The sequence below is a fragment of the Herpetosiphon giganteus genome, assembly GCF_016907925.1.
GTDB lineage: Bacteria > Chloroflexota > Chloroflexia > Chloroflexales > Herpetosiphonaceae > Herpetosiphon > Herpetosiphon giganteus.
Map to the genome: position 1 here is coordinate 107799 of NZ_JAFBCZ010000017.1, position 19577 is coordinate 127375.

At 51.2% G+C, this 19577-nt stretch carries 13 protein-coding genes; 8 read left to right on the top strand and 5 right to left on the bottom strand.

Features of this window, described 5'->3' with window-relative positions; genetic code table 11:
* Positions 1–126 precede the first annotated feature (126 nt).
* The 3 genes from JOD20_RS16075 (at position 127) to JOD20_RS16085 (ending at position 5220) form a co-directional block, all read left to right on the top strand.
* Positions 127–849, top strand: coding sequence for a hypothetical protein (locus JOD20_RS16075; protein ID WP_204756244.1), 723 nt, complete (start codon positions 127–129; stop codon positions 847–849).
* A 94-nt stretch (positions 850–943) separates the two neighbouring features.
* Positions 944–2665, top strand: a complete 1722-nt coding sequence (locus JOD20_RS16080) for an FG-GAP repeat domain-containing protein (protein ID WP_204756245.1) — start codon at positions 944–946, stop codon at positions 2663–2665.
* Positions 2666–3399: 734 nt separating this feature from the next.
* On the top strand, positions 3400–5220 hold the full coding sequence (locus tag JOD20_RS16085) for an FG-GAP repeat domain-containing protein (RefSeq protein ID WP_204756246.1): 1821 nt from the start codon (positions 3400–3402) through the stop codon (positions 5218–5220).
* A gap of 67 nt (positions 5221–5287) precedes the next feature.
* On the opposite strand, the gene JOD20_RS16090 is transcribed toward JOD20_RS16085, so the two are convergent.
* Positions 5288–7528, bottom strand: coding sequence for a clostripain-related cysteine peptidase (locus JOD20_RS16090; RefSeq protein ID WP_204756247.1), 2241 nt, complete (start codon positions 7526–7528; stop codon positions 5288–5290).
* A 56-nt stretch (positions 7529–7584) separates the two neighbouring features.
* On the bottom strand, positions 7585–7776 hold the full coding sequence (locus JOD20_RS16095; RefSeq protein WP_204756248.1) for a hypothetical protein: 192 nt from the start codon (positions 7774–7776) through the stop codon (positions 7585–7587).
* Between the two features lie 318 nt (positions 7777–8094).
* On the opposite strand from JOD20_RS16095, the gene JOD20_RS16100 reads away from it, so the two are divergent.
* Positions 8095–9576, top strand: a complete 1482-nt coding sequence (locus JOD20_RS16100) for an SMI1/KNR4 family protein (protein WP_204756249.1) — start codon at positions 8095–8097, stop codon at positions 9574–9576.
* A 93-nt stretch (positions 9577–9669) separates the two neighbouring features.
* Here the strand turns inward: JOD20_RS16100 and JOD20_RS16105 are convergent, their stop codons facing one another.
* Complete coding sequence (locus JOD20_RS16105; protein ID WP_204756250.1) at positions 9670–10893, bottom strand: MFS transporter; 1224 nt, start codon at positions 10891–10893, stop codon at positions 9670–9672.
* A gap of 397 nt (positions 10894–11290) precedes the next feature.
* On the opposite strand from JOD20_RS16105, the gene JOD20_RS16110 reads away from it, so the two are divergent.
* Positions 11291–12088 (top strand): alpha/beta fold hydrolase, encoded by a 798-nt coding sequence (locus JOD20_RS16110; protein ID WP_204756251.1) that lies wholly within the window; start codon positions 11291–11293, stop codon positions 12086–12088.
* A gap of 162 nt (positions 12089–12250) precedes the next feature.
* Here JOD20_RS16110 and JOD20_RS16115 read toward each other — a convergent pair whose 3' ends face one another.
* Entirely contained in the window at positions 12251–12607 is a 357-nt protein-coding gene (locus JOD20_RS16115) for a hypothetical protein (protein ID WP_204756252.1), read from the bottom strand.
* Between the two features lie 51 nt (positions 12608–12658).
* Entirely contained in the window at positions 12659–13336 is a 678-nt protein-coding gene (locus tag JOD20_RS16120) for a hypothetical protein (RefSeq protein WP_204756253.1), read from the bottom strand.
* A 236-nt stretch (positions 13337–13572) separates the two neighbouring features.
* Here JOD20_RS16120 and JOD20_RS16125 point away from each other — a divergent pair, with 236 nt between their 5' ends.
* The 3 genes from JOD20_RS16125 (at position 13573) to drmD (ending at position 19324) form a co-directional block, all read left to right on the top strand.
* Positions 13573–14601: an expansin EXLX1 family cellulose-binding protein gene (locus JOD20_RS16125; protein WP_204756254.1), complete on the top strand. Its 1029-nt coding sequence runs from the start codon at positions 13573–13575 to the stop codon at positions 14599–14601.
* An 80-nt stretch (positions 14602–14681) separates the two neighbouring features.
* Positions 14682–16145: a serine hydrolase domain-containing protein gene (locus JOD20_RS16130; protein ID WP_204756255.1), complete on the top strand. Its 1464-nt coding sequence runs from the start codon at positions 14682–14684 to the stop codon at positions 16143–16145.
* Positions 16146–16207: 62 nt separating this feature from the next.
* Positions 16208–19324 carry a DISARM system SNF2-like helicase DrmD gene (gene drmD, locus JOD20_RS16135; protein WP_204756256.1) on the top strand — a complete coding sequence of 1039 codons (3117 nt, stop codon included), beginning with the start codon at positions 16208–16210 and terminating at the stop codon, positions 19322–19324.
* The last annotated feature ends 253 nt before the right edge of the window (positions 19325–19577 follow it).

Here is a 19577-nt window from a genome sequence, read left to right on the forward strand (position 1 = left end):
CTCGAATGTTGCTCCTTGCCCACATCCAAGCAGGAAACAAGCGGAAAGATACTTGTTTCCTGCTTGGATTTTTTAGATAATGGCTGTAACTCAGCCGAGAATACTGAATGATTATGGAGAGGATAGATGCAACGTTGGCTTGCGCAAGTTTTGATCTTAATTGTGGTTGTGGCGATCGGTGTTGGAGCCTTGATTTGGATTAATAACGAGCAGAATTGCCAAAAAGTCAGCCTGCTTTTTATTGGCAATAGCCATACCTATGGCCATGACATGCCCAATTTGTTGGCGGAATTGGCTGCTGCTGGCGAGCCGCGCTATTGCCTTGAAATTAAAACCGTGGTTGAAGGCGGGGCAAGTTTGGCTAAGCATTGGAATGATGGAGCAGCCTTGCAAGCCTTGCAAAGCCAACCATGGCAGTATGTGGTGTTGCAAGAGCGCAGCCTGGGGCCAATTGAAGATCCGCAGGGGTTTCAACAGGCAACAAGCCGTTGGCTGCAAGCGATTCGCCAGCAAAGGGCAACCCCAGTGCTCTTTGTGACGTGGGCGCGCGAGTATGCGCCAGAGCAGCAACCACAGCTTAATGCGGCCTATGCCCAAGCTGCTGGGCAACAGGCAATCCTAGTTAAGGTTGGCGCTGCTTGGCAACACGTGCGCCAACACGATCGCTCAATCGCCCTCTACGAGCCAGATCAAAACCACGCAACATTGAACGGTGCCTATTTAACCGCCTGTATTTTTTATACAACCCTCTTTCGCTCGCCAAGCCAAAATTTGCCGAATTTAACCGATTTGCCCGATGCCCAAGCCCAATACTTGCAGCAGGTCGCGTGGCAACTAGCTCAAAACTAAGGACTCTGTTGCGCAAGCCTTTCTGCTATACTGTGTTAGAACTTCACTGGAGAGAACAACCAAGCTTCATATTCGATTGATGGGAGATTTTCGCATGACAACCAGCTTTTTTCGGCGTGGCCTGCTCGCAAGTGTCGGCACTCTTTTGGTGAGCAGTGTATTGATTGTTAATGCCAATAGTCAAGGTTTAACGGTTCCCAACCTGCCCAATCCAATTGATTTTCAGCCAGTGGTAACCTATGCTGCGCCAAGTCGGCCTTGTGAATTGGGGCGTGGCGATTTCAACGGCGATGGTTTTGTTGATTTGGCAACGACTAATCAATTGGTAGGCGAAGTTCAGATCTTTATCAATGATGGTGCTGGTGGTTTTCCTACCCGCGCGAGTTATGAGATTGCCGCTCCTTGTGGAATTGATGTTGGCAGGCTGAATAACGATCAACACCTCGATATTGTGGTGACAAATCAAAACTCAAATCGATTGGTTGTGATGCTGGGCAATGGCGATGGCACGTTCGTTTTGGACCAATCGTTTGCTACTGGTTCACGCCCAACCGACGTGATTTTGGCCGATTTCAACCAAGATACCCGCCTCGATGCGGTTGTAACCAACATTAATAGCCAAAGTTTGAGTGTTTTATTGGGCAACGGGAATGGCACATTTGCTAATCAGGTTGTTTATAGCGTGCAAGCATCGCCAACGCTCGAAGCAGTGGGCGATCTGACTGGCGATGGCTATCCTGAGGTGGTGGTGGCCAATGCTGGCAGCGATAGCATCAGCGTGTTGCGCAATAACGCCAATGGAAACTTTGCTGCCGCAGTGCATTATCCAGTTGGACAGATTCCGCATAGCGCTGGAATTGGTGATATTGATGCTGATGGCGATAACGATATTATTGCTGTGAACCGCTGGGAACAAAGCATGACCCGCTTGATCAATAACGGCACTGGCAGCTTTAGCCCACTTGCGCCAACAATTTTCTTGCAAGGCCCAGGTGATATTGAAATCAGCGACCTTGATGGCGATGGCATGCTGGATATTTTGGCAACCAACACGATTACCGATGTTGATCCAGGCACGGTCAGCATTTACTTTGGCTTAGGCAACGCCAATTTTAGCGCGCCGCAAATCGTGAACGTCGGCGTGCACCCAACCTCATTAATTTATGCCGATTTGAATAATGATGGTTTAGTTGATCTTGCAACCTCGAATTATTATGGCGATAGTATTAGTATTTTGTTGCGCCGCGTTCCGCTTGCAACCGAAACGCCAACCGAAACGCCAACGAACACACCAACCGATACTGCAACGCCAACGAACACGCCAACCGATACTGCAACGCCGACGAACACACCAACCGATACTGCAACGCCAACGAACACTGCAACGCCAACGGTTCAGCCAAGCGTTACGCCAGGCGTTGGCAACTCGCTGACCTTCTTGCCGTTGGTCACGAATCAGCGCCAGATCTTTCCACTGGTGATCAATCCGATTGCCCAAGCTTTGCTACCAGTAACCCAGCAAGGCCAAATTTACTACACCACGACCGTGACGATTCATGGCCCGCTGCCAGCGACTGGGCGTTTTTACCTCTCGTCGCGCCGCGATGCGGTGGCCGAAGTACGGGTTGATGATCGCATGACGGTTTGGGCGAACAATCAAATTTTGTATGAAAACACGTTGACTACGCCGCAAATTGTTGCAGTTTCACGTAGCGAGTTGCAAACATGGCTTGATCAACCATTGACGATTACCTTTCGCGATGTGGCTGGCTCGGTCTATGGCAATAGCGAAGTCTGGTTAATTTGGCTTCCCTAGCCCATTCAGCGAGCTGAAATAAAACAAGGCGCTGGTTCTACAACCAGCGCCTTATGTGTTTAAGCAGTTATTCGACAATTGGTGGAAATCGTAAAGGAATGTGGAGAAGATTTCTGCCATTAATTTAGCACAATAGGCATCATGATTCGGCTAAAGTGCGATCGCCAAAACGTTTGCCCTAGCAATACTTTCTTGATTACATGAGATTTTAGCAATTGTATAGCCAAAAAATGTTTAAAAAGATACATAATGATATTAGCAAGCTTGGCCAAAAAGACAGCTGTTCCCAAAACCTTAAAAATTTCGGGAAAAACAAGATATAGCCAATAGGCCAATAAGTAGTTAATTTTCTATCGATGACAACACCATTTTCTTTAATAATACTTAATGCGCGGTAGTAGTAGCATGTACTAGTAACAACATTGGAAAATTTCGTGATAAACCGAACATAGATTATTCGGATAATAAAGGCTACTATAAAGCATTTGGTGCGGAATAAACGATATTGAATAGGCTGGATGGGGATTTTTGGTGAGGATGTACAAAAACCATCCTGATAAACGTCTGCTTATTCTATTGTACAATTAGAGCGTCTTATGCTAGCATAGAATGGGTTTTATCAAGGCTCGTATCGTTATCGCATATCCAGTTTGTTTTTTAGGTTTGAAACAAACGAGGATTTTCAATGAGGGCTTTGTTTAACCCAATTCCTCAATTTTTTAGGGAGATTAGTGATGGAAAAACCATTCCAGCGTATGATCACGTCCTCAATTTTCGGTTTGGTGGCTTTAGGGCTTGTTGGTGGCATGATTGTTAGTCAAAGTACCTCTGCCGCTCAATTACCACCACCAGCGGTTGATTTTGCTCCCTCAGTTCATTACCCGACCTCGTTTACTAACCGTGAAATTGTTATGGGCGATTTTAATGGTGATGGCTTGCAAGATTTGGCAAGCATTAGTTGGGCTGGTAAAACTATTAGTATCAACCTCAGCAATGGCGATGGAACGTTCGAGCAAGCTGTCAATTATATGACAGGTTTAGGTCAATCATGGGGCATTGACACTGGTGATATTAACAATGACAACAAACTTGATTTGGTCGTGGCAAGTCGCCTTAGCAACGCTTTTGTAACCTATCTTGGCGTTGGTGATGGAACGTTTCAATATCATAGCGCCGTAACTGCTGGCGGAAAACCAATGAAAATCCGCTTGGGTGACTTCAATAAAGACGATAACCTTGATCTTGCGCTAAGTTTTGAGTCAAGCAATAGTATTGGAATTCGTTTTGGACTTGGAAATGGGAATTTTCAAGCTAATCAATATTATACGGTTGGCTTTGGGCCACTAGGCATTACTACTGCTGATCTTGATCGTGACAGTAACTTAGATTTGATTGTGAGTAATGCTAGCGATACAACAATTTCAGTGCTGAAAGGTTCGAATAACGGAATATTTGCCGCAGCTGTTAATTATACTGTTGGCACAACCCCACAAGAAAGTACTGTTGCCGACTTCAATGGCGATACCTTCCCTGATGTTGCAGTTGCTAATTGGGGTTCAAGTAGTATTACTATTTTCCGTGGGACTGGAACTGGCGCATTAGTGGCGCATTCGACCATTCCGAATGTCTCTACAGGCAATGATATTGAGTCAGGTGATATTAATGGTGATGGCCTGATCGATTTAGCGATTACCAATAGCCAACCAAACTCTGGTCTTACAACCGTGAGCGTATTGCTGGGGCAAGGGAACTTGAATTTTGATGCACCAGTAAGCTTTGCAGTAGGTGCCAATCCTGTATCGCTGGTGCTTGGGCATTTCAATAACGATAGCTTGCTTGATTTGGCAACATCCAACTATCATAGCCATGATATGTCGATTCTTTTGAGTCGCTCGATGGCAACCGCAACGCCAACCGCAACGCCAACGAACACGCCAACCGATACTGCAACGCCAACGAACACGCCAACCGCAACGCCAACCGCAACGCCAACGAACACGCCAACCAATACTGCAACGCCAACGAACACGCCAACCAATACTGCAACGCCAACGAACACGCCAACCGAAACGCCAACGAACACGCCAACGAGCACTGCAACGCCAACCGAAATTCCAACCAACACGCCAACGATACAACCAAGCGTGACCCCAGGCGTTGGCAACTCGCTGACCTTCCTGCCGTTGGTGACGAATCAGCGCCAGATCTTTCCGGTTGTGATCAATCCGATTGCTCAAGCCTTGATTCCGATTACTCAGCAAGGCCAAATTTATTACACCACGACCGTGACGATCAATGGCCCATTGCCAGCGACTGGGCGTTTCTATCTCTCGTCGCGCCGCGATGCGGTGGCCGAAGTACGGGTTGATGATCGCATGACGGTTTGGGCCAATAATCAAATTTTGTATGAAAACACGTTAACTACGCCGCAAATTGTTGCAGTTTCACGTAGCGAGTTGCAAACATGGCTCGATCAACCGCTGACGATTACTTTCCGCGATGTGGCTGGCTCGGTCTATGGCAATAGCGAAGTCTGGTTAATTTGGCTTCCCTAGCCCATTCAGCGAGCTAAAATAAAACAAGGCGCTGGTTCCACAACCAGCGCCTTATGTGTTTAAGCAGTTATTCGACGATCAAGGTTTCGTAGGCCGAGTAGACATTGCCATCAAAATCTTCGGCAAAGAAGCCAACCAAGTAGTTGCCTGCTGGCGCTGGCTCAAGCTTCCATGTAAAGTTATCCGAGCCAAAGACGAAATCTTCGCCTTCGTAATTGACGAATTCGCTCTCGCCAGTTTGCTGCGATTCTTCGAGCCAAGTATCGAGCAGCACAAATTTATCGCCGGGCTTGGGGTTGATTTCGCGTAACGAGCCGGTATCTTCCTTGCCCGTGTAGCCCAGCACTTGCACCAACTCGCCATTGCTGAACAACAACAAGGCGCGGCGGCTCTTTTTGCCTTTGGCAGTCGTATACATGCCTTCAACCGTGTAGGTTGCCTCTTCTGGCGATGCGCCATAATCTTCGGGACTGAACAAGGCTAAGCTGGATTGAGTTTCGTTCTGCATGGCAAACACTTGGGTGTCCCACTCGAACTCAATATCAATCGTCGAGGCCGCACCCCAATCGGGATAAAATACCCCGCCAATTTCACGGGTTTGCTCAGCATCAAGATAATCCATATCCAACACGCGAATTGCATCGGATTCTTGATCGTAGTAGCCGATGAAGATATAGACAAAGGCAATATTATCGCCAGTGATGCTGCTGTTGAGCACAACTGGCCGATCGAGGCTGGCGGTGGTGGATGAAAGCTGAATTGGCGCAACCGTAATTGGCTCAGCGCCAGGAGCTTCGACCTCGCCAACATCGACTGGCTCAGGCGTTGGCCGGCGTTCGATGGTGGCGGTTGGTTGTTCAACGGTGGTTGGCAAGGGCTTTTTGGCGTATTGGAAGGCCAAAAATTCATCCCACAGCGAATCATTAACGAAGCTTACTGCAACCGTGTTATACGATTTATAGCCAGCATCGGCGCTCGTGTAGAGCTTCGAATTGGGAAAGTGAATCGAAATGCCAGTTGCGCCAGCTTTTTCATCGCCATGTTTTTCTTCGATCAAGCTCTTGTCGATGGCCTTAATCAAGTCGTCGGCGGCTTTATTGACGCTTGGCACATTGACTTTTTGCTTGAGCAATTGGGCAAAGTGGCCAAGATCAATATAGGGCTTGGGCTGATCGCTATCAAAAACGCTCTCGAAGGCTTGGGTATAACGGCGGGCAGCAGCAATATCTTTGCGTTCGGCCTCGGCCAAGGTTATCACCAAGCGATCAAGGGCATCGATAACCGCTGGCAATTTGCCCAAATCAACCGCCGTCAGCGTAATGGCCTTACGCTCTTGCACTAACACTTCTTCGGCAGAGACCTCGCCATCGAAGTCGTAGGTACGCGAAACATACTTCGCCCGCGCATCGTCATCGAGAATTTGTTGATCTTGCTCGATGTAACTATCGACGATCGCCCGCGAAAGCTCAGCGCCATCAATCTCGGGGCTATCGGTTAGGCGACCAAGAATCGCGGCATAGGCCCAACCAAGCGATGGCTCGACCTCTTGCGAGGCCACTGCATAGCGGGCATAGGGCGCAATCGCGCTATACACTTCAACATGGCTCATCAAACAGGCATCAAAGCCAATCAGTTCGAATTCGCCAATTCCGGTTTCGGCGATGATATGTTCAAAAGCTTCGCTCATTTCCATTAGAAACAGCATATCGCCAAAGCTCTCGGCCAAGGGAATATCGTGGCGACCCAAAGTTGAAGGTTCGGGGTCAGTCCAGCCACCAGGCCAGCCCGAGCCATGATCCGACATAATCAGCACATATTTATCCGAGGGATAGGCTTTGGCGGCCCATGTGACAAAATCGATCAAGGTATCGGCATCGGCCATGTTTTGCTCGCCAAGGTCGGCAAGTTCCTTGGAGTTCATTTGCTCAAGGTTGTCGTCTTGTTCGATGTAAAAGCGTTTGGTGCTTGTCCAATCGCCATCGCCATCGTAGCCACCATCGTAGCGATCCATTTGGGCGACCACGCGCACCCGATCGGTCGAGCCAACCAATTCGGCCTCGTTGAGATCGTTGAGCATATCTTCCTCAAGAATCTCATCGTCGGCATCGGAGTAGAGCATAATCAGCCAGGTCTGATCATCGCGGCCAGCGGCGGTGCGGGTTGGGGCGGCAGGTGTGGCTTGGCCAGCAATCGGAGTGCGTTTTGCCACCGGAGTTGGTTCGGAGAGATCGGCACAAGCGGCTAAGAGCAAGAGTAAAACGAAGCTAAAACGCGTCAAACGCCAGCGTCGCGGCGCAATCTGCTGCATACAACACTCCTACAAAGTGCAAAAATCGGCGAGTATATCCAATAGTGAACTGATACTTATTCGTTGTCGTTGCCACTTGGGCGGCGGCGTTTGCGCAAGGTAATATGTTCGTCTGCTTCCTTGGCTGGGCGGCGATCGCGCGGCTCGCTTGCATGATCAAGTTGATCGTCGGCATTACTGGTTTGAGCTTTTTTCAGCCCATCTTCGGTTGCTTCGCGAACTTTTTTCGCAATGTCTTCAGGCTTCATCAAAGAACTCCTTTTAACGATTAAAGTGCCTAGTAGATAGAGCATCGTGACGCAGATTTATTGCAGTTGGGGCATGCTTGGATTATACCATCGCTTGCTGCTAGAATCTGGTTATTGGGTTAAAGATTGTCTAATCCCCTCACTTCCTAGAACCCGCTCCCGTCGAACGAGCGCGGAGGGAACCACGCGATGTATGCTCCCCTCGCCCGCGTTCAGTGGGAGCGGGGCTGGGGGTGAGGACATGCCCGTAGTTGCCAATCTAATCCCATTACAGTTAGAATCTGGTTATTGAGCAAACAGAAAAGGAGAGATGCTGCTATGGAGAACTCACAATCCATCAGTTCGATCGCGCGCTTGATTTTTGAGCGTTGGGATACAACCGACCTTCAGTTGAGCGAACAGGAGCGCCAACAGCTGTTGCACTGTATTCAGATTGATTATTCCTTCAATCCAGCAATCATCGCCAAGCTTAATCGGCATATTTTGGCCTACCCACCGCCAGCGATCGACCGCCAATGGTTGCGCATGATTGATACTCGGTTGGTTGCTTTGATGCAGGCTGCTGATTCGTTCGAGGCCAAACGTCAGCTTGCAGGCTCTTTAAGCAACATCGTTACGCTGCTCATTCCACTGGTTTATTTTGATGAAATTCTCAAGCTTCAGGTGTATGATGATTTCCTTGTGGCGCAGATAGAAGTAACATTTCTGTATCGCTTAGCAATTCCCCGCAGTGTTCGTGAGGCCGAACGCATGTATACGGCCATTTTAGCCATGCCAATGGTCTATCAGTACACTACCTTGGCTGGGAGTCAGCTGATTCCCCAACCATTTAAAGCCCAATTCTGCTTTGTGATCCTTTTTCTGCGGCCAGCTGTTCCCGAATCAGACCTTTGGCGCTTTCAAAAGGCGTGTTTGGAAAACTGCCCACGCTATTTGCTCGATTATCCAACAACTTTCCAAGCGGGCTATTCTTCACGCCCAGCCTTTTGGATGGGATATAACGTCGACGAACCAAATTTTCAGGCGCTTATTGCTGAACGGGGAAGTGCCGAGGTACGCCGTAATCTTATCCATGCTCAGGCGTATACGGCTTCGCGGGTAGCGGCGGCAGTGGCGCTAGCTGAACCAGTTGCGTTGCCACGCCCCCAAAAACAGCCGATTCTGCCAGCCCAAGCATCACTAATCGAGTTGCTTGCTGAATTCGAACACTTCCTTGCCCAGTATGCACCTGATCGCTATGCCCAACTTGAGCCTGGAATCAGCGAGGCCCAACTTGAACAACTCAACGCTTTGCTTGCGCCCTTGCACCTGCCCGACGATGTAGCGACGCTCTATCGCTGGCATAATGGCACAACGCATGGTGCTACTTTGTTTGGGCATCTCGATTTTCTGCCACTGCAAGAGGCGCTGGCTCGTTATCGCGAGTATAACGAGCTTGGCCTTGAATTTCCATGGTGTACAGTGTGGTTTCCAATTTGTGAAAGCTATGACAGGCGCTTAATTGCCCTTGTTGAGCAAGCCAGTGATCATGCGCCAGTGTTCTGGAACGATTCGCATGATCCAACCATTGCGGTTGATTATTCATCGATCACTACAATGATGGCGACCTACCTTGCAGCCTATCAAACAGGCGTGATTGCGATCGATCCAGCAGGTTGGTGGAGCTGTGACGATGAAGGCTTAGCAGCGCTGCGTGCTATCCACGATTCACCAGCGCATGACCAGCGCATCAGCTATGACATCTATGAGCCTGAGGATTGGCCAGCAGCATGGCAACCCTATGCAATTGGCGAACGCTAATAAACATTAGGGCTAGTAACTGGGCCTAAAAGTAGAACGCACTATGCATTTAATCAGCATAGTGCGTTCTGCTGGATTTGAGGTTGGCCTTTATTACAAATGCTTTGCTTCTATATTGCTGGCCATGCCTGTGGGCTTTTGAACCCGCACTGCTACGATATACACGCCAATCATCACAGCATAGACAACGAGCAAACAGATTGGGATGATTTCGAGCGAGATGTAGCGGGCCAGCACGCCCAAAAGGGTGGGGATGACCGCCATGCCAAAGCCAGTTGCAGTCATTTGCATGCCGATGGTATTGGCTGCATGGTGGTCACCCACCCGAGTTTTAGTGCCCGACATCAGCGCCGGAAAGATCGGCGCGATTGCGATGCCGATGATTGCCACCGCAATTACGTTCGCGAGCGGCGAGGGATTCCAGAGCAACAACGCTGCACCGAGCAAAGCGCCAGTTAAGCCACCAAGCACTAACCGATGAAATCCTAAACGAGTGGCGATTAGGCCAGCGACAATCCGCCCGATGGTAAAACTAAACCAATAGCTCCCAGCAAAAAAGCCCGCCAACGTTGGCTCCACGCCGCGCGATTCGGTTAGCAAACTGTAGGCCCATGTGCCAAGCGACGATTCAGCGCCAACATAGAGGAAAAACAGCATAATGCTGAGCCAAACATGGGGTTGACGCAAGGTTGTGCTCATTGGCGTTTTATAGTCGGTCAAGCGAATTTCCGGCTCGGCGCTTGCTGCCGCAGCATGGCGGCTCCACATGGGGCTGGTCAGGGCAAAACAAAGCGCCAAGCCAATTTGGAAGCAGCCGACCACCAAATAGCCAAAGCGCCATGTATTGAGGTTTGCAAGCCCCAAGGTCATGATGATTGGGCCGAGCGTTACCCCAACGCCCCAGCTTGCATGCAGCCATTGCATCAGGCCTTCGCTAAAATGGGCTGCTACATAGGTATTGAGGCCAGCATCGATCGCGCCAGCACCCATGCCAGCGATGATCCCAAGCGCCGCCATCATCCACCATGCAGGCACAAGGGTATAGCCAATTAATGCAACTCCAGTCAGCAAACAACTAATAGCCAGCATCCGGCCTACGCCCAGCCGTACCAACAATTTGCCGCTGAGGAAGGTCGAACCCATATAGCCAATAACCGATGCATTCAAAAATAAACCAATCGCATCGATTGGCTGAGCAAAGCTAGCTCGAATCGAGGGCCAGCCAACTCCCAATAGCCCATCGGGCAACCCAAGCGCTACAAAGGCAATAAATGCGAGGAGAATCAGGCCAAGATTGGCCGTCCGTTGGATCTTCACAGCATATCCTTTCGAACTGCAATCGAATCTGCTTTATCACCAGCGTGGCGGGACTGATCACCCTGATGAGTTGCAACACCAATTCACAATTAACCCCCAGCATTGGGTGGGTAATTCGTGGCTCTTGGCGTGCGCTGGCCATCATAGCCGATAACCGCCGATTAAATGTAGCAGAAAGCAATATCGATTCAGTAATCACTAGCACTAAGGCTTGGAGCGCATAAGCAGAAATACCGTTGCTGACGTATTTCAGGGTTGCAGATCAAACGGTTTTGCGCGATGATAGCTACAAAATAGCATAGATGTTCGATTAGTGCTATGCATGGTGGGTAATCTAGCGTAAGACTGATATGAACTTGCAGCGCAGCGGCTGCCGATTCGGAAAGGAATCTGATTTATGGCTGATTCAAACGTAGTTCAAGGCCAATACGCCGAGCTTAACGGACTGAAGCTCTACTATGAAGTTCATGGGAGCGGCGCGCCGCTCTTTTTGCTGCACGGCGGCGCTAACCCCAGCGATACCTTCGGGCCGACGTTGACAGAACTTGCCAAGACGCACCAAGTGTTTGCTGTGCATTTGCAGGGCCATGGCCACACGCCCGATATTGATCGACCGCTGCGCCGTGAGTTTATGGCCGCTGATGTGGCAGCGCTGATCGAGCTGTTGGGGCTTAACCAAGCACTGGTAATGGGCTATTCGATGGGAGCTGCGGTGGCGTTACAGTTGGCGATTCAGCATCCTGCGCTCGTGCGGCGCTTGGTACTGGTCTCAACGCCCATGCGCCGCGCCGATGCCTATCCAGAGGCGATTGCTAGCTTTGACAATATGAGTGCTAGTGCACCACAGATCGGTGCGGCCTTGCAACAGTCGCCGTTGGCGCAGCTCTACCCTGCGGTCGATTGGACGCGGCTCTTTACCAAGCTAGGCGAGATGGTAGCCCAAGACTATGATTGGTCGGATGCGGTGGCGGCACTGCCGATGCCCGTGATGTTGGTCTTTGCTGATGCAGACTGCTGGCGGCCTGAGGGTATTGTTGCGTTCTACCGTCAGTTGGGTGGTGGCCAACGCGATGGCGGCATGGATGGTTCTGGTCGGCCAGCTGGCCAGCTAGCGATTGTGCCTGGCACAACCCATTACACGCTGATGGCAACACCGCTTGTCGCCCAGCTCGTCGCCCCATTTTTATTGGCGTAGCGTTAAGCTTGTAATGCTTATGGCTGATCATTGCCATATGATCAGCCATAGATCGATTGCTGAATTGGATGCACCTAAATCCGCTGCTCTACCATCAATGGTTTGGCGAAACTCGCACCACTTGAGCATCGGCTAGGTTCTGACCAGCGTGATTGATCGGCGTTAGCGTTGCAGCATGAGTATGAGCATCCACCCATAACTACCAGCCAGGACGATGCTGGCGATTAGATAGCCGTCCCAGCGCCAAGCACGCTGGCGATAGGTGGCGATGCTATCGATCCCCAGTGCTATGAGCATGATGATGGCCCCGATACTCCACGGCAAGATGGTATCGACACTCGGGTGGTAGACACGATAGCGGGGAATATCAACTCCCTGTTCGAGTGCCCATATTGCCCGTTGAACCTCCCGCCAGATAATCCAGCTACTGATAGCTATGCTGCTCAGCGCTATGCCTAGGCGCATGCGATATGGCAGCCAAGCACGGTGTAGCTGGCGATTGAGCTGATTGTGTTGCATACTCGCTCCAACGAAGTGGGTGCTCGCGGAATGTCGAACACCCAAAATACCTTATGGCCGAGGCCATCCCCGAAAATAGAGTGGGATGGGTGAGATTGGGTTTTTCATGATGAATTGATCTGATCCTGAAAAAGTCAGTTCAAACGGTGGAAGCGCATCGTCTGCCCTAGAGCGCCTATGGACGAAGATGCGCGATCCCTCTTGGGTCCAGTGGTCGGTACCTTCAGTACAACGGTCGTTGGTACAGCGTGTCGCTACGCTGCCATCGACCGCAAACGTCATCACTGAGTCATCATCATTAATCCAAGGCATGTGCCACTCGTGCTCAAGTAAGGCCTGCCGAATCTGATTTGGATCATCAAGGGGCGGGGCTGGTTGCCAGCGAACCCAGCGGATAGTCGCTTTGTTTGGTTGGCTAATCTGCAATTCATCGCCTACGATCTGCCATGTTGCTTCCAATATGACGGGATCGATCCGTTCCTCTGACCCATTGATCAGCAGCAGGTGATTGTTTGGTTGTGTATCCCAGAGGAGCGGAATGACAAACTCTCGCTCAACGGTGATTCGGGTCGTCCCTGTGCCATCTGGATTCAAGGTCATGGCTGTGGAACTGCGAACCCAATCGCCGACCAAGGGATGCTGGTGGGTGGCTATGGATGTGATGATAGTTAAACATACAAGGGTAAGTCCTGCTAATCCAAGGGCAATGTTGATCAAACGCCGCAGCATAGAGCCTCCTGCATGATCACGAGTGTTGGATGAGCCTAGCGTGATCGTGTTACACCAGCGTTACAACTAGCGAACTCTCCGTTATGCTGCCGAATAACTATCCCAAAAAATACAATTCAAAAGCTTGACATTTGTAAAAATTTACTTAAAGTAGTGTTTGTAATTTCATTGAATTTATTAACATTCTAACCAATGATGAAATCACCAGCGTGTTTTTCTACAGTTTGGAGGATGGTATGGCGCGGATTCAAGCTCAACGCATGATCATTGGCCTGTGGTTGGTGGTGGCTTTGCTGCTGGCTTCGGCTTTGCTGGTTGCCAAAAGCAATGCTCAAATCAGCAATCCATGGGCGTTGCGCACTGGTCGGGCGACCCATTATGACCCAACGGTTGGTATGGGCAATTGTAGCTTGCCGCTACCCAGCGATCTGCTTGTGGCGGCAATCAATACCAGCGATTATGGCTTGGCCGATTATTGCGGAGCCTCTGTGACCGTCAATGGGCCACGCGGCAGCGTTACCGTCAAAATTATCGATCGTTGCCCTGGTTGCGTGGTTGGCGGCATTGACCTTAGCCCGCAAGCATTCGAGCGAATTGCCGCGCTTGAGGCTGGGAATGTGCCAATTACATGGCAATTAATCAGCGCGCCTAATCTGAGTGGCCAGCTAATTTACAATTACAAAGAAGGGAGTAGCCAATGGTGGGCTGGGGTTCAAGTGCGCAATCATCGCAATGCAATTGCCAAATTTGAGTTTCGCAATCCGCAAGGGATTTTTCAAGCTGTCGAGCGGGCACATTATAACTATTTTCTGGTGCCTGGCGGCATGGGCATTGGCCCCTTCACGTTTCGGATTACTGATGTCTATGGCAATGTTGTGACCGATAGCAATATTCCGTTGCGCGCTGAAGGCGATGTGGCTGGCAATCAGCAATTTCCCTATGTACCAAGCCCAAGCAGCACCAACACGCCAACAAGTATGCCGACCAACTCACCAACTCCGCTGGCAACCAAGCTTCCAACGAGCACTAACACCCCAATTCCAACAGCAATTCCCGCGAGTGCTACCCCAACCCTCGTGCCGACCATGGCCCCGCCATCGCCAACCGCAACCCAACATGGAATTAATGCTTGGCAGGCCTACACCAGCTATAGCGTTGGCAGCCTTGTCCAACATAATGGCATTCGCTATCGCTGTATTCAAGCGCACACCTCATTGCCCGGCTGGGAACCGCAGATTGTGCCAGCGCTTTGGCAACCAATTTAAGCGCGTAAAAACTTCATGCTTGTTGCACCTGCTGCTAGTATAAAAGCAGCTTGGCTGACTTGAACATGGAGTTTGTTGCGATGATTTTACATAACGAAAATCGCTTACCACGGACAGCGCCTGAGCAACAGGGGATTGCATCAGCAGGCTTGCTGCGCTTTATTGAAGCGCTTGATAGCCAGATTCACGAGCTGCATAGTGTGATGCTGTTGCGCTATGGTGCGGTTGTGGCCGAGGCATGGTGGTCGCCATACGCGGCTGAACGACCGCATTTGTTGTTTTCGCTGAGCAAAAGTTTTACTGCGACGGCGGTTGGGCTGGCGATTGACGAAGGCTATTTTACGCTTGATGATCCGGTTACCAGCTTCTTTCCTGCTGAAACGCCGCTGGTGGTGAGCGAATTTTTGGCAGCAATGCAGGTTAAACACCTGCTCACGATGGCAACTGGCCATGCGAGCGACCCATGGACAGCGATGAATGAGCGGCTTGATGGCAATTGGATTAAGGCCTTTTTGGCGTATCCAATTGCGACTGCGCCTGGCAGCCAGTTTGTTTACAACACCGGTGCGACCTATCTGCTCTCGGCGATTATTCAAGCAACAACTGGGATGCGCTTGAGCGCCTATCTTGACCCACGCTTGTTTGCACCCTTGGGGATTGAGCAAATGCACTGGCAGGAATCGCCGCAAGGCATTACGCTTGGCGGCATTGGCCTGAGCCTAACTACCGAAGCGGTGGCGAAGTTTGGCCAGTTATATTTGCACAAAGGTCTGTGGAACAAACAAAGGATTCTATCCGAGGCTTGGGTCGATCAAGCTACAGCGTTACAAATAACGAATGGAGATGATCCTGATTCTGATTGGGCGCAAGGCTATGGCTATCAATTTTGGCGTTGCCGCCATGGATCCTATCGTGGCGATGGCGTGTTTGGCCAATATTGTATTGTGCTGCCAGCGCAGGATGCAGTGTTGGCGATAACCGCCGGGATTGATGTGTTGGCGATGCAACAGCCCTTGGATTTGGTGTGGCAGCTGTTGTTACCGATTATGGGTACTAGCAGTTTAGCCGCCGATCCTGTGGCACAGCGCGCGCTAACTGAAAAACTAGCAAGCTTGGGCTTCTCGACGGTTGCAGGCCAAGCAAGCTCACCGCTGGCAGAGCTGGTTTCTGGCCGTAGCTATCAGGTTGCCGCCAATCGGCTGGGGCTGGAACGCATCCAGTTGCACTTCAGCGCAGCTGGTTGTCGCCTGCTTGTTCATACTGCGACAAGTGTCGAAACGCTTGTTTGTGGTTATGGGGTTTGGCAGGCCGGAGCGACGGCGCTGTTTCAGCAAGCATTTTTTGGCCACACCCCATTTGTGGCCAGTGGCGCGTGGACGAACGAGGCGAGTTTTATAATGCAGGTGCGGCTCTACGAAACGCCATTTGTCTATGGCTTGACGCTGGATTTCATTGACACCGAGTTGTTGATTGAAATTCGGATTAATACCGCGCTCGATTCATTAGCGCCAGTGGTATTGACCGCGCAGCAACTGTCAGGTTAAACAAATGCTGCCTGCTATTTTTTGGTATACTATTTCAGAACCGATTTGCTGGAGATTGTGGTATGCATGCAACCATTCCTGAACAAGGCCAGGTCGTCCAGGTACGTCAGCGCCGCTATGTGGTCACGACCATTCAACAACGCCTGCTGCCGCAAACAATGCTTACCACGCCAATCCCCCAACAGCATGTTGTAACCTTACAAGCTTTAGAAGAAGATGCGCTTGGCGAAGAATTGCAAGTCGTTTGGGAGCTTGAAGTTGGGGCAACGGTCGTTAATCAACGAGCCTTGCCTGCCCCCGATGGCTTTGATGCCCCTCAACGCTTTGATACATTTTTGGATGCTGTGCGCTGGGGAACCGTCGCCAGTGCCAATACCCGCGCGCTCCAAGCTCCGTTTCGCAGCGGGATTGCGATCGAAGATTATCAGCTTGATCCCGTGGTGCGCGCCATTCAAATGCCACGCGCCAATCTGTTGATCGCCGATGATGTTGGCTTGGGCAAAACAGTTGAAACTGGCTTGGTCATTCAAGAGTTGATGGTGCGCCAGCGGGTGCGAACAGTGCTGATTGTTTGTCCATCGGCGTTGCAGATTCAATGGCGCGATCAAATGCGCGAGAAATTTGGCTTGGCCTTTCGGATTGTCGATAGCACGTTAATGCGCAGCCTGCGCCGTGAACGTGGCTTGCACGTCAACCCATGGAGCCATTATCCGCTGCTGATTACCTCGATCGATTTTCTTAAGCGCGATCGCCCTATGCGCTTGATGCGCGAAACCTTGCCAGCAGATGATGCGCCGCGCTATCCCCGCCGCTTTGATTTGCTGGTGATCGACGAGGTGCATAATGTCGCACCTTCTGGGCGCGGTCAATATGCAGTCGATTCGCTGCGAACGCTGGCTATTCGCCAGATTGCCCCGCATTTTGAGCATCGTTTGTTTCTCTCGGCCACGCCGCACAATGGCTATGCAGAAAGCTTTAGTGCGCTCTTGGAGTTATTGGATAATCAACGCTTTGCTCGGGGTGTTGTGCCTGATCGCCAGCAATTACAAACAATTATGGTGCGGCGGCTCAAATCGGATATTACCAATTGGGATGGTTCGCCGCGCTTTCCGCAACGCTTGGTTTTGCCGCTCGAAGTGCAGTATCGCGCTGATGAACGAGCGGCGCATCGGCTGTTGGCCGCCTATAGCCGTGAACGCTTGCAAAACGCCCGCGATGCCAGCGAACGGGTTGCCAGCGAATTTGTGTTGAAGCTGCTTAAAAAACGGCTGTTTTCGTCGCCCGAAGCCTTTGCCTTGACCTTAGAACAACACGAACGCACGCTCAACCAGCCTAAAAAAGTGGCCAACCAACGCGCACCATCGCTGAGTGTCTTGCGCCAGCATCTGGCCAATATCGACGACGAGGAGCTGGAGGATGAAACCGCAGAGAGCGATGATGGCCTCGACGTTGCCGCGACATTTTTCGCACCCTTAACCGCAACCGAGCGCGATTACCTTCAGCAGTTGCGCCAATGGGCCGAGCAAGCCCGTTCGCGTAGCGATAGTCGGCTCGATTTGCTGATCGCATGGTTGCAAAAAGAGCTGTTGGTCGATGGCCGTTGGAACGATCAGCGGGTCGTGATTTTTACTGAATATCGAGCTACCCAACGCTGGTTGATGCAAATGCTCGCAACCCATGGCTTTGGCCAAAAGGATCGGATTGCCATGCTCTATGGCGGGATGGTTGCCGACCAACGTGAACGGATCAAAGCTGCCTTTCAGGCCGACCCTGCGCTGGCTCCAGTGCGGATTTTGCTGGCCACCGATGCCGCCTCGGAAGGCATCGATTTGCAAAAATATTGCTCGCACTTGATTCATATGGAAATTCCATGGAATCCAAGTCGTTTGGAGCAACGCAATGGGCGGATTGATCGCCACGGCCAGCATGCCAAAGCGGTGCATATTTACCACTTTGTCAGCCAAGGCTGGCAGGGCCAAGATGCAGCAATGCTTGGCTCGCTCGAAGCCGATTTGGAATTTTTGTTTCGGGCCGCCCAAAAGGTCAATACCATTCGCGAAGATTTGGGCAAGGTTGGGCCAGTGATTGCCGCTCAAGTCGAAGAGGCGATGTTGGGCCAACGGCGCAGCCTTGATACCGCTGCCGCTGAAATCCAAAGCGCCCCCGTTCGAGCATTGCTCAAGTTTGAGCGCTCGCTGCGCGATCAGATTCAACAATTGCATGAGCAGTTGCATGAAACCCAACGCAGCTTACAACTCACGCCCGAGCGGATAAAAAATGCGGTGGATGTGGCCTTGGCACTCGCCAACTTGCCCGGCCTTGTGCCTGTAGCCAAGCAAGAAGGGGTGTTTCATATGCCTGCGCTGGCGGGCAGTTGGGCCGAGGCCACCATGGGCTTGGCCCACCCGCATACCCAAGCAATTCGCCCAATTACCTTCGACCACGAACGCGCTCGCGACCGCGATGATGTGGTCTTGGTGCATTTGAATCATCGCCTCGTTCAAATGGCCTTGCGCTTGTTACGAGCCGAAGTTTGGGCAACCAATCAGCAGCAACGCCTGTTTCGGGTTACGGCGCGCACCGCTCCCAACGCGGCCTTAGATACGCCAGCGCTCGTCGCATATGCGCGGGTTGTGATGCTCGGCGGCGATCAACAGCGCTTGCACGAGGAATTGGTGCTGGCTGGCGGCTGGATTCGTGATGGGCGTTGGACGCGCATGAGCGTGGCTGAGGTCGAACGCGTTACCAGCGCGATGCACGATCAAGCGGTGTTGCCTGCGGTTGCTGAGCGTTTGCGCACCATCTGGCCTCAATATGCAACGCCGCTGCTCAAGGCACTCGAAGCCCGCGTGCACGATCGCACTGCATCGTTGGAGCGTCAATTGCGCGAACGCGCCGACTACGAAACTCAGGCCATGCAGCTTATTTTGGGCGAGCTAGAGCAAGCGATTCGCCAGAAATTGCATGCCTTTACCAGCGATTTGCAATTGTCGCTCTTCTCGAATCCCGAGCAGGAACAGGTGGCGCGCAATCAGGAAGCCTTACGCTTACGCTTGCAGCAAATTCCCGCCGAACGCGAGCAAGAAATTACGGCGATTCGCGAGCGCTTTGCTAACCCACAGCCGCGTTTCTTTCCCGTCGCGACGCTATTTATTCTGCCCGAACGCTTGAATCGTTAGACAAAAGGATGAAGGATGAGGGATGAGGGATGAAGCGTAAAATTAGAAGCTGAAAAAGAACATAGAGCATAGAACATAGAACATAAAATCAATAGCCCATAGTTGTAATAGTTTATTGGATTGGCAACGAGGAGCATGCCCTCACCCCCCAGCCCCCTCCTTTCAAGGGTAGGTAGTTAACACGGGTGACCATGGTTCCGGATAAAACCGTCCCACGAGAAGTGGCTGGTGGGTCAGGAGGTGGGTGATGATC

Coding starts and splice junctions, on each gene's coding strand:
- JOD20_RS16125 (WP_204756254.1), top strand. CDS start 13,573: ATGGCGCGGATTCAAGCTCAACGCATGATCATTGGCCTGTGGTTGGTG.
- JOD20_RS16090 (WP_204756247.1), bottom strand. CDS start 7,528: ATGCAGCAGATTGCGCCGCGACGCTGGCGTTTGACGCGTTTTAGCTTC.
- JOD20_RS16080 (WP_204756245.1), top strand. CDS start 944: ATGACAACCAGCTTTTTTCGGCGTGGCCTGCTCGCAAGTGTCGGCACT.
- JOD20_RS16085 (WP_204756246.1), top strand. CDS start 3,400: ATGGAAAAACCATTCCAGCGTATGATCACGTCCTCAATTTTCGGTTTG.
- JOD20_RS16100 (WP_204756249.1), top strand. CDS start 8,095: ATGGAGAACTCACAATCCATCAGTTCGATCGCGCGCTTGATTTTTGAG.
- JOD20_RS16115 (WP_204756252.1), bottom strand. CDS start 12,607: ATGCAACACAATCAGCTCAATCGCCAGCTACACCGTGCTTGGCTGCCA.
- JOD20_RS16110 (WP_204756251.1), top strand. CDS start 11,291: ATGGCTGATTCAAACGTAGTTCAAGGCCAATACGCCGAGCTTAACGGA.
- drmD (WP_204756256.1), top strand. CDS start 16,208: ATGCATGCAACCATTCCTGAACAAGGCCAGGTCGTCCAGGTACGTCAG.
- JOD20_RS16120 (WP_204756253.1), bottom strand. CDS start 13,336: ATGCTGCGGCGTTTGATCAACATTGCCCTTGGATTAGCAGGACTTACC.
- JOD20_RS16075 (WP_204756244.1), top strand. CDS start 127: ATGCAACGTTGGCTTGCGCAAGTTTTGATCTTAATTGTGGTTGTGGCG.
- JOD20_RS16130 (WP_204756255.1), top strand. CDS start 14,682: ATGATTTTACATAACGAAAATCGCTTACCACGGACAGCGCCTGAGCAA.
- JOD20_RS16095 (WP_204756248.1), bottom strand. CDS start 7,776: ATGAAGCCTGAAGACATTGCGAAAAAAGTTCGCGAAGCAACCGAAGAT.